This window comes from Spirillospora sp. NPDC049024 (assembly GCF_040649235.1).
Taxonomy (GTDB): domain Bacteria; phylum Actinomycetota; class Actinomycetes; order Streptosporangiales; family Streptosporangiaceae; genus Spirillospora.
Genome location: NZ_JBEZFD010000007.1, coordinates 121,347 through 131,331 on the forward strand (window position 1 = coordinate 121,347; position 9,985 = coordinate 131,331).

Consider the following 9,985-nt stretch of genomic DNA (forward strand, 5'->3'; position numbering starts at 1 on the left):
GAGCTTAGCGGTCCGGGTCCCCCTCGCGCGCCCAAAAGGTGGTTTCGCCCAGATTCCTTGGGTTAGATCCCGCTGCTTCCGATCAGCGCGCCGAACCCGTAGGTGGTGACGGCCGCGGCGGCGCCGAACAGCAGTTGCCGCGACCCGCCGAACCACCACGGGCGGGCCGTGATCCGCGACACCAGCGCCCCGGCGCCGAAGAGCCCGAGCGCCGCGACGATCGCCGCCGGCCACAGGCTGGTGGCGCCCAGCAGGTACGGCAGCACCGGGAGCAGCGCGCCGACCGCGAACGACAGGAACGACGAGCCCGCCGCCAGCAGCGGTGAGGGCAGGTCGCCGGGCGTCACCCCGAGCTCCTCCCGGGCGTGCACCTCCAGCGCCTCGTCCGGGTTGCGGGACAGCTGCCGCGCGACCTCGGCGGCCGTCTCGGGGTCGACGCCGCGCGCCTCGAAGACCTCGGCGAGCTCCCGCTGCTCGGCCGCCGGGTGGCGGGCGAGCTCCAGCCGCTCCACCTCGATCTCCGCCTCCGCCAGCTCCGACTGGGAGGCGACCGAGATGTACTCCCCCGCCGCCATCGAGAACGCGCCCGCCGCCAGGCCCGCGAGGCCCGCCAGCAGCACGACCTTCTGGGTCGCCTGGCCGCCCGCGACCCCGGCGATCAGGGCGAAGTTGGAGACCAGCCCGTCCATCGCGCCGAACACCGCGGGCCGCAGCCAGCCGCCGGTGACGTCCCGGTGCTGGTGGTGCTGCTCCGGGCGCACGCCGCGCTCCCCGGTCTTCTCCCCTGTGTCGGACACCGTGGCCTTTCCTACTTCCCGTCCTTGACGGGCTCCCCCTTCTCCACGCGGTCGTGGTCGGCGGCACCGTCGGCCCCATTGTCCCCGGCCGCGTCCGCGGCCTCGGCGGCGGGGGCGCCGTTGCCGGCGGCCGCCTCGGACCCGCTCTCGGCCGCGCTCTCGGCCTCGGGCTCGGCCGCAGCGTCGCCCTTCGCCTCGGGCGCAGGGCCCTCCTCGACGGCCTCGGGTTCCGGCTCGGGCTCCTCGACGGTCGCCGCCGCCGGCTCCACTCCGCCGGCCGCGGGCTCGTCGGCCTCCGCGACCTCGGCCTGCGCCGCTTCGTCCTCCGCGGCGGGCTCCGCGACAGGCTCCTCGTCCGCGCGCTCCGCCACGTCGTCGACCGCCGCGTCTGCGGGTGCCGCGTCTGCGGGTGCCGCGTCTTCGACCGCCGTGTCTCCGGCCGCTGTACCGCCGGCCGTCGCCTCTTCGGCCGTCGCGTCCGCGGCGGTGGTGTCCTCCGGCGCGGCGTCCTGCGCGCCTTCCTGCGCCTCGGAGGCCTCCGCGGCGGGGGCGGCGGCGGACGGCGCGGCCTCGACGGCCGTGGCCGGGGCGCCGACGTTCTCCGGGCCGGTGCGGCCGCGGGCCAGGTACAGGTAGGCGACCGCGCCGGCGAAGACGACGATGGACGTCCAGTCGTTGAGCCGCAGCCCGAGGACGTGGTGGGCGTCGTCGATGCGCAGGGCCTCGATCCAGCCGCGCCCGACGGTGTAGGCGGCGACGTAGAGGGCGAACGCGCGGCCGTGCGTGAGCTTGTAGCGGCGGTCGGCCCAGATCACGAGGATCGCGACGCCGACGCACCACAGCGACTCGTACAGGAACGTCGGGTGGTAGGTGGCGACGTCGGCGTACTTGGGGTCGAGGCCGGGCCCGCCGTCCAGCATGGGACGGTGGTTCTCGTCGATCTTCAGGGCCCAGAAGGCGTCCAGCGGGCGGCCGTAGAGCTCCTGGTTCCAGTAGTTGCCCCAGCGGCCGATCGCCTGCGCGAGCGCGATGCCGGGCGCCACCGCGTCGCCGAGCGCCAGCACCGAGATCCCGCGCCGCCGGCAGCCGATGACCGCGCCGAGCGCGCCGAGCGCGACGGCGCCCCAGATGCCGAGGCCGCCCTTCCAGATCTCCAGCGCCCGGACCGGGTCGCCGTTCTCCCCGAAGTAGCGCTGGTAGTCGGTGATCACGTGGTAGAGCCGCCCGCCGACGAGGCCGAACGGCACCGCCCACACGGCCACGTCGATGATCACGCCGGGCGTGCCGCCCTTGGCGGCCCAGCGGCGCTCGCCCAGCCAGACCGCGGCGACGATGCCGAGGATGATCATGATGGCGTAGGCGCGCAGCGGCACGGGGCCGAGGTGCCAGACGCCCTGCGAGGGACTCGGTATGTAGGCGACCGGGTGCATGACCGTTGACGTTACCGCCTCCGGGGCGCAGTGTGCGCCCCCTCCGGGACCGCTACGAGATCGTCATCTACGCCGTTCCCTCGCCGGCGCCGCCTGACGTGGCGCCGGACTGGGTGCTCCCCGGCCCCGGAGAGCCGCCGCCGGCCTTCGCGACGGCCTTCCTGAGGTCGTCCGGCGAGCCCAGGACGTCGTTGCGGACCTTCTTGCCGTTCAGCGCGAGGTAGGGGGTCGCGTCGACGCCCGCCCGGCCGGCCTGGGCGCTCGCCTGGTCCACCGTCTTGATCTTCTGGTTGCCGCGGACGCAGGCGGCGAAGGACGGGTCGGCGACCCCCAGCTGCTCGGCCCATCGGACGAGGTCCGCGTCGGGGAAGCCCGTCTCGCCCTCGGGCGGCTGCTCGGCGTAGAGCTTGTCGTGGTACCTGACCCAGTGGTCGGCGGGCATGCAGGCGGCGGCGTTCGCGGCGCGCCGCGAGTTGGCCATCAGCGGGTCCTGCTGGAAGAGCTGGAACGGCCGGTAGACGACCTTGAGCCTGCCCTCCGCGGCGAGCTGCTTCATCGTCGCGCCGATCCGCTCCTCCATCGCCTTGCAGGCGGGGCACTGGAAGTCCTCCCACACGTCGAGGACCGGCGCGGCGACGCCCGGCTGCGCCATCGCGACGGACCCGTCCCGCTGGCGGGCGGCGGGCGCCAGGGCGCCCTGGTAGGACTTCTCCAGCGGCTTCTCGCCGTGCCGGTTGAGCGTGACGACGCCCACCACGACCGCGACCGCGACCACGGCGAGGGCGCCGAGGATGACGAGCAGCATCCTCTGGCGCCGCTGCCGGGCCGCGGCCCGCGCCTGCCGGTCCGCGAGCCTCTCGCGCGCGGACGGCTCCCTGCCCTGGTCGCTCATCGATCCCCCGATCGTGACTCTGCGTATACGTGAGCGACTACGAGCGTAGCGGGGAAGGGGGTGCCGGGCCGGGAAAACGCGGCGCCGCGCCGTCCGGGAGGGGACGGCGCGGCGCTCGGGGTTCAGGCGTCGTGGACGCGGCCGGTCACTTGGCGGCGGCCGCCGCGGACTCGATCGTCGCCCGCAGGGCGGCGGGGTTCATGAACTGCGACTGGTCGAGCTGCTTGCCGTCGAGGAAGACGGTCGGCGTGCCCTGGACGCCGCGGTCCTGCAGGGCGTACTTGGTCATCGCGTCGACCGTGGACTTCTTCTGCCCGTCCCGCACGCACTTCTCGAAGTTCGGGTCGGTGACGCCGACGTCCTTGCCCCACTTGACGAGGTCGTCGGGCGAGAAGCCCTTCTCGCCCTCGGGGGGCTGGAACTTGAAGAGCGCGTCGTGGTAGGAGACCCACTTGTCGGCCGGGACGCACAGGGCGGCCTCGGCCGCGCGCAGCGAGTTGATCCGGACGGGGTCCTTCTGCTGGCCGAACAGGTGGAACGGCCGGTAGACGACCTTGACCTTGCCCTGCTGGGCGAGGTTCTGGACGGTCTGGCCGGTCGCCTCCTCGAACTGCTTGCAGATCGGGCACTGGAAGTCCTCGAAGATCTCCAGCTGCGGCTTGGCGACCCCGGACTGCGCCATCAGGATGGAGCCGTCGGCCTGGCGGCTGAGGGGGGCGAGTGCGCCCTTGTGCACCTCGGCGCGGCCGTTCTTGTTCTTCTGGTCGATGACGAGGACGGTCGCGACCACGATGACCGCCACGGCCACCACCGACCCGAGGACGATGGCGAGCAGCCGCCGCTGCTTCTCCCGCGCCGCCTGCCGCTTGCGCTCGGCGGCCAGGCGCTCCCTCGCGGACCGCTCTCGTGCGGCCTTGCTCATTGGTTCTCCTATGCGTGCGGAACAGCGCCGGCACGGTGCGGCGCGCTACGGCGGCGAGACTAGTCGACCTGGCCGACCCGCCGGAATTCGTCGGCCAGGACGAGGAGGAACAGCAGGACGGTGATGACGTGGACGCCGGTGCACCACAGGCAGATCTTGTGCAGGAGCGCCAGCTCGACGGTCACCAGGTAGACCACGAACAGCACGCCCACCGAGGTGGCCGCGACCCGCCCCCAGCGCAGCGGCGCCCAGGTCGACCGGAGCGCCCACGGCGTCAGCAGAGCGCCGAACGCCACGAAGAACGCGAGGCCGAACAGCGGCATCGGGACGCCCGCCAGGGTGGAGTACTCGCTGGTGGTGACGGCGTGGCAGTCCACCGTCCGGGACGCCGAGCACACCAGGGCGCCCTCGTCGTAGTGCGAGATCGTCAGGTAGACGGAGATGCCGAGGCCGGCGAGGGTCAGCACCCACGCCGCGGCCTGGAGCCACGCGGGCGGCAGCGGCTGCCCCGCAGCCCCCGCCCGGCTCTTCACCGTCATCTCTTGCGTCATCTGATCCTCCCGCGACCGCCTGTGCCGGCGGTCACACCCTATTGGAGAGCGGCGGCGCCTCAAGCCTTCAACTCCGCCCGGACCGCCCCGAGTTCCCGCGACGTGGGCGGGCGTCCGCGCGGAGCCGGGTTTCGCCGGTCCCGCGCGGACGCCGCGGCCTGTCCGGAACGATCAGCGGCCGTGCCGGACGCCCGCGGCCAGCTCCTCGGTGAGCGCCCGGACGCCGGCGAGCCCCGAGGCGAGGTCGGGGGCGTCCAGCAGCCGGCGGATGAACGCCGAACCGACGATCACGCCGTCGGCGAACCCGGCGACCTCGGCGGCCTGGGCGCCGGTTCCGACGCCGAGGCCGAGGCCGACGGGCAGGGCCCGGCCGGCCTTGTCCAGGACGGCGCGGGTCCGCTCCACCAGGCGCGGGGCGCCGGTGTCGAGGGCGGAGCGGGCGCCGGTGACGCCCATCAGCGACGCCGCGTAGACGAAGCCGCGGCACGCCCGGGTGATCGTCTCGATGCGCTCGTCGGTGGAGCTGAGCGCGACGAGGAACACCCGGTCGAGGCCGTGGGCGTCGGAGGCCTCCAGCCACGCCCCGCCCTCCTCGGGCGTGAGGTCGGGCGTGATCAGGCCGGCGCCGCCGGCGGCGGCGAGGTCGCGGGCGAACCGGTCGACGCCGTAGTGGTCGACGGGGTTCCAGTACGTCATGACGAGGGTGGGGACGCCGGTGGCGGCGACGGCCTCGACGGTGCGGAAGACGTCGGCGACGCGGATCCCGCCGACGAGCGCCTGGTGGACGGCGTCCTGGATGGTGGGGCCGTCCATCATCGGGTCGGTGTAGGGCAGGCCGATCTCGATGACGTCGCAGCCCGCGTCCACCATGGTCTTGGCGGCCTCGACGGCGCCCTCGTAGGTGGGGAAGCCCGCGGGCAGGTAGCCGACGAGGGCGGCGCGCCCGTCGGCCTTGGCCTTGTCGTAGGCGGTCTGGACGGTCACGCGTTCTCTCCCTCGGGCATCAGGCCGAAGAAGGCGGCGGCCGTGTGCATGTCCTTGTCGCCCCGTCCGGACAGGCAGACGACGATCGTGGCGTCGGGGCCGAGCTCCTTGCCGACCTTCAGCGCGCCGGCGAGCGCGTGCGCGGACTCGATCGCCGGGATGATGCCCTCGGTGCGGCACAGCAGCGCGAACGCGTCCATCGCCTCGGCGTCGGTGATCTCGCGGTACTCGGCGCGGCCGGTGTCGTGCAGCCAGGAGTGCTCGGGGCCGACGCCGGGGTAGTCGAGCCCGGCGGAGATCGAGTGGGTCTCCATGGTCTGGCCGTCGTCGTCCTGCAGCAGGTAGGTCCGCATGCCGTGGATGACGCCGAGGGAGCCGCCGACGAGGGTCGCGGCGTGCTTGCCGGTGGCGACGCCGTCGCCGCCCGCCTCGAAGCCGTACAGCCGGACGGACGCGTCGCCGACGAAGGCGTGGAAGGTGCCGATCGCGTTGGAGCCGCCGCCGACGCAGGCGACGACGGCGTCCGGGAGGGCGCCGGTCATCTCCACGCACTGCCGCCGGGCCTCGACGCCGATGACGCGCTGGAAGTCGCGGACCATCAGCGGGAACGGGTGCGGGCCCATCACCGAGCCGATGCAGTAGTGGGTGTCGTCGACGGTGGCGACCCAGTCGCGGAACGCCTCGTTGCAGGCGTCCTTGAGGGTGCGGCTGCCGGTCCGCACGGGGACGACCTCGGCGCCGAGCATGCGCATCCGGGCGACGTTGAGGGCCTGCCGCTCGGTGTCGACCTCGCCCATGTAGACGGTGCAGCTCAGGCCGAGCAGCGCCGCGGCCGTGGCGGTGGCGACGCCGTGCTGGCCGGCACCGGTCTCGGCGATCACGCGGCTCTTGCCCATCCGCTTGGTGAGCAGCGCCTGGCCGAGCACATTGTTGATCTTGTGGGAGCCGGTGTGGTTGAGGTCCTCGCGCTTGAGCAGCACCCGGGCGCCCGCGTGCTCGGAGAAGCGCGCGGCCTCCGTCAGCAGGCTGGGGCGGCCCGCGTAGTTCGCGAGGAGGTCCTCCAGCTCGGCGTTGAAGGCGGGGTCGTTCTTGGCGGTCTCGAACTCGCGGGCGAGTTCGTCCAGGGCCGCCATGAGGGCCTCGGGGGCGAACCGCCCGCCGAAGCGGCCGAAGTGGCCCGTGGCGTCGGGCAGGGCTCCAGCACCGCGCGCGGCGGTGTCCATGGTCATGAGAAAACGCGTCCTGTCGTGGGAGAGGCTGCTGATCCGGTCACTGGGGTCCTGGATCAGCCCCGCCATCGCTCCCGGAGCGGTTCGACCTGCATGTCCGTAGCCTATCCAGTCGTCGCGGGCGGAGGGCCGCCGGTGCCTCAGCCGCTCTGCCGCAGCGCCGGGTGGGCGCCGGCGGCGACGAGGTCGGCGACGGCGGCGCGCGGGTCCTTGCCGATCACGAGGCTCTCCCCCACCAGCACCGCGTCGGCGCCGCTGGAGGCGTAGGCGAGCAGGTCGTGCGGGCCCCGCACCCCGGACTCGGCGACCTTCACGACGTCCTTGGGGATCAGGGGCGCGACCCGGGCGAACACGCCGCGGTCGACCTGCAGGGTGCGCAGGTCGCGGGCGTTCACGCCGATGACCTTGGCGCCCGCGTCCACCGCGCGGGCGGCCTCCTCCTCGGTGTGCACCTCGACGAGCGGCACCAGCCCGATCGACTCGGCGCGCTCGACCAGCGAGACGAGGGCGTCCTGCTCCAGCGCGGCGACGATCAGCAGCGCCATGTCGGCGCCCGCGGCCCGCGCCTCCCACAGCTGGTAGGAGGTGACGATGAAGTCCTTGCGCAGGACGGCGACGTCGACGTTGGCGCGGACCTCGGCGAGGTCGGCGAGGCTGCCGCCGAACCGGCGCCGCTCGGTCAGCACGCTGATGACCTTGGCGCCGCCGGCCTCGTAGTCGCGGGCGAGCGCGGCGGGGTCGGCGATCGCGGCGAGCGCGCCCTTGGACGGGCTGCTCCGCTTGACCTCGGCGATGACCGAGACGCCCTGCCCGCGCAGCGCGCCGAGCGCGTCCTTGGGGGCCGGGGCCTTCGCCGCCCGCTCCTTGAGGGCGTCGAGCGGGACCTCGCGCTGCCTGTCGGCGAGATCGGCCCGGACGCCGTCGATGATCTCGTCCAAAACGCTCAAGGTCGCAGGCCCCCTATTTCAGGTCGTTCCGTGCACCGATCGTAGCCGCCCCCTCCGACGCGCCCCGCACCCGGGAGGGCCGTCCGGGTCCCCGCCGGCCGGGCCGCGCGCGTCAGGGCGCGAGCACGTGCGCGAACGGCAGGTTGCGCACGATCCAGTAGACGATGAGAAGGCCGACGAACGAATACGCGACGGCCGGCTTGAACAGGACGGACCGCATCGGCAGTCCCCGCGCGGTCGTGACCGTCCACCGCACGTACAGGTAGCCGAAGACGGGCAGCAGGACGAACAGCAGCGGGTTGAGCCCGAACGCGACGCCGACGTGCCCGTGTGCGAGCGCGTAGACGAGCCGCGTCATTCCGCACCCGGGGCAGTAGAACCCGGTCAGCCCGAGGAAAGGGCACCCGGGGTAGTGGCCCGGTTCGTTGGGGTCCGCGCCGAACGCCACCACCAGGACTCCGGCCGCGACCCCGCCCAGCACCGCCGCGTGCGGCGCCAGAGCCCGCAAGCCGGCCCGCTGAGGTACGGATACGCGCGTCACGACGTCCACCCTAAGCGGGTCACGTATCCAGGACGTAGCCGACGCCGCGCACCGTCCGGATGGGGCTGCCGTCCCCGAGTTTGGCCCGCAGCTGCGCGACGTGGACGTCGACGGTGCGGCTTCCGGCGCCGGCTCCGGGCCCCCACGCGGCGTCGAGGAGCTGCTCGCGGGTGAAGACGCGGCCGGGGTTGGCCATCAGGAACTCGAGGAGGTCGAACTCGGTGACGGTGAGGGCGACGCGGCGGTCGCCGACGACGGCCGCCCGGTCGCGCGGGTCGAGGGCGATCCGTCCGGCGCGCAGGGGTCCGGGCGCCTCGGCGGGGCCGCCGGCGCGCAGGGCCTCGGCGACGGCGGCGACGAGGACGCGGGGCCCGAAGGGCCGGTCGACGCGGTGGTCGCCGAGCAGGTGCGCGACCGCCGGGTCGAGGGGCCCGGTGACGGCGACGACGGGGGCGGGCCGGGCGGCGTCGGCGACGCGCCGGTACAGGTCGGCGGGCAGCGCGGAGGTGGACAGGTCCAGGACGACGACGTCGGGCCGGCGGCGCTGCGCCGCGGCGGCCGCCCGGGCGGGGTCGCCCTCGATCTCGACGTCGAAGCCCTCCCGGGCGAGGTAGCGGCGCTCCAGCTCGGCGACGGCGGGGTCGTGCTCGACCACGAGCACGACCCCGCCACCGTCGGCGCTCACGACCGCTCGTGCGCGGTCGGGTCCTCGCCGCGGTCGAGCGACTTCCACATGGCGGACGGGTCGTCCTCCGCCGCCCGGCGCGGCGCGGTGCGCTCATACCGGGCCGACATCCCAGGCCAGTGCGCAGAGCGCAGAGCGGTAACCATTCCGGCCACGACCAGCACGACCCCACCGGCCACGGACACCACCCACCACAGGTTGACGTCCAGCAAGGGATGCGCACCGAGCCTCAGCAAAGCACTCTTGTCACCGGCGGCCGCCAGCACACTGGACCGCTGCACGGCCACCGTGGACGCGTAGGCGATCCCGACCCCGAACAGGGCGATGAGCACCCCGACCCCAGCCCGAACCCGCCCCCGCGTAGCCAGCAAAGCCGCAAGCCCAGCAAGCCCGGCCCACCCCAACGCCCCAGGCGCACCCCCGAGGTCGCCCCCGGTCAGCTGCTGGGTGAACGGCGTAATGGACCCCTGCGCCTTGACAGTGGCCCAGGTGCGCCCAGCGGCGAGCAACACAAGCCCGGCCCCAGCAGCGCACAACACCGCGGTCATCCCACGTTCACGCCCAGGCGTCACAGGGCGCCCCGCTCAAGGCCCACCACTGGCACACCGACCTGCCGGACCACCATTTCGGACGTTCCCACGGACATGCACCTGAGTTTATTGCAGCCGTACGAACCCCCAACGACCCCCCAGCCCAACCCCCGCAGACACCACAACTCCCAGCCCCCGACCCGAGCTCCAACCAAAGCAAGCCCGCCGCCAGCCCCACCCGACCCGATGGCGACCCGCCCACCGAACATGAGCCCCAGGGCCGCCAGGCCCGGAGTACAAACCAGCCGGACCCGAGCCCAAGGGCCGCCAGGCCCGAAGGCCCGAACCATCACGGACCCGAGGCCGAGGCCGCCAGGCCAGGAGTACAAAACCACCGCAGACGCGAGACCGAGGGCCGCCAGGCCCGAAGGACGCCCCCACCGCGAACGCGAGGCCAAGGGCCGCCAGGCCCGAAGG

Annotated in this window: 11 protein-coding genes; all 11 read right to left on the reverse strand. The window is 73.8% G+C overall.

The features are described from left to right. Nucleotides 1-62: 62 nt before the first annotated feature. Nucleotides 63-797, reverse strand: a complete 735-nt coding sequence (locus AB0C21_RS15130; protein WP_500204718.1) for a VIT1/CCC1 transporter family protein — start codon at nt 795-797, stop codon at nt 63-65. Nucleotides 798-808: 11 nt separating this feature from the next. After that, nucleotides 809-2,227, reverse strand: coding sequence for a prolipoprotein diacylglyceryl transferase (lgt, locus tag AB0C21_RS15135; protein ID WP_500204720.1), 1,419 nt, complete (start codon nt 2,225-2,227; stop codon nt 809-811). Between the two features lie 67 nt (nt 2,228-2,294). Beyond that, nucleotides 2,295-3,119, reverse strand: coding sequence for a DsbA family protein (locus tag AB0C21_RS15140; protein WP_500204722.1), 825 nt, complete (start codon nt 3,117-3,119; stop codon nt 2,295-2,297). A 145-nt stretch (nt 3,120-3,264) separates the two neighbouring features. Continuing rightward, nucleotides 3,265-4,041 carry a DsbA family protein gene (locus AB0C21_RS15145; protein ID WP_149257244.1) on the reverse strand — a complete coding sequence of 259 codons (777 nt, stop codon included), beginning with the start codon at nt 4,039-4,041 and terminating at the stop codon, nt 3,265-3,267. 59 nt (nt 4,042-4,100) lie between these two features. Next, nucleotides 4,101-4,592 (reverse strand): vitamin K epoxide reductase family protein, encoded by a 492-nt coding sequence (locus AB0C21_RS15150; protein WP_149257245.1) that lies wholly within the window; start codon nt 4,590-4,592, stop codon nt 4,101-4,103. Nucleotides 4,593-4,763: 171 nt separating this feature from the next. Further along, nucleotides 4,764-5,576 carry a tryptophan synthase subunit alpha gene (gene trpA / locus AB0C21_RS15155; protein ID WP_500204726.1) on the reverse strand — a complete coding sequence of 271 codons (813 nt, stop codon included), beginning with the start codon at nt 5,574-5,576 and terminating at the stop codon, nt 4,764-4,766. Then, complete coding sequence (gene trpB, locus AB0C21_RS15160) at nt 5,573-6,805, reverse strand: tryptophan synthase subunit beta (protein WP_500204955.1); 1,233 nt, start codon at nt 6,803-6,805, stop codon at nt 5,573-5,575. Before trpB ends, trpA begins: the two co-directional genes overlap by 4 nt. A gap of 140 nt (nt 6,806-6,945) precedes the next feature. Next, nucleotides 6,946-7,752: an indole-3-glycerol phosphate synthase TrpC gene (trpC, locus tag AB0C21_RS15165; protein ID WP_149257248.1), complete on the reverse strand. Its 807-nt coding sequence runs from the start codon at nt 7,750-7,752 to the stop codon at nt 6,946-6,948. Nucleotides 7,753-7,864: 112 nt separating this feature from the next. Next, nucleotides 7,865-8,293 (reverse strand): DUF2752 domain-containing protein, encoded by a 429-nt coding sequence (locus AB0C21_RS15170; protein WP_500204728.1) that lies wholly within the window; start codon nt 8,291-8,293, stop codon nt 7,865-7,867. A 19-nt stretch (nt 8,294-8,312) separates the two neighbouring features. Further along, nucleotides 8,313-8,978 (reverse strand): response regulator transcription factor, encoded by a 666-nt coding sequence (locus AB0C21_RS15175; RefSeq protein ID WP_353819760.1) that lies wholly within the window; start codon nt 8,976-8,978, stop codon nt 8,313-8,315. After that, on the reverse strand, nt 8,975-9,526 hold the full coding sequence (locus tag AB0C21_RS15180; RefSeq protein WP_500204730.1) for a Trp biosynthesis-associated membrane protein: 552 nt from the start codon (nt 9,524-9,526) through the stop codon (nt 8,975-8,977). Before AB0C21_RS15180 ends, AB0C21_RS15175 begins: the two co-directional genes overlap by 4 nt. Nucleotides 9,527-9,985 lie beyond the last annotated feature (459 nt).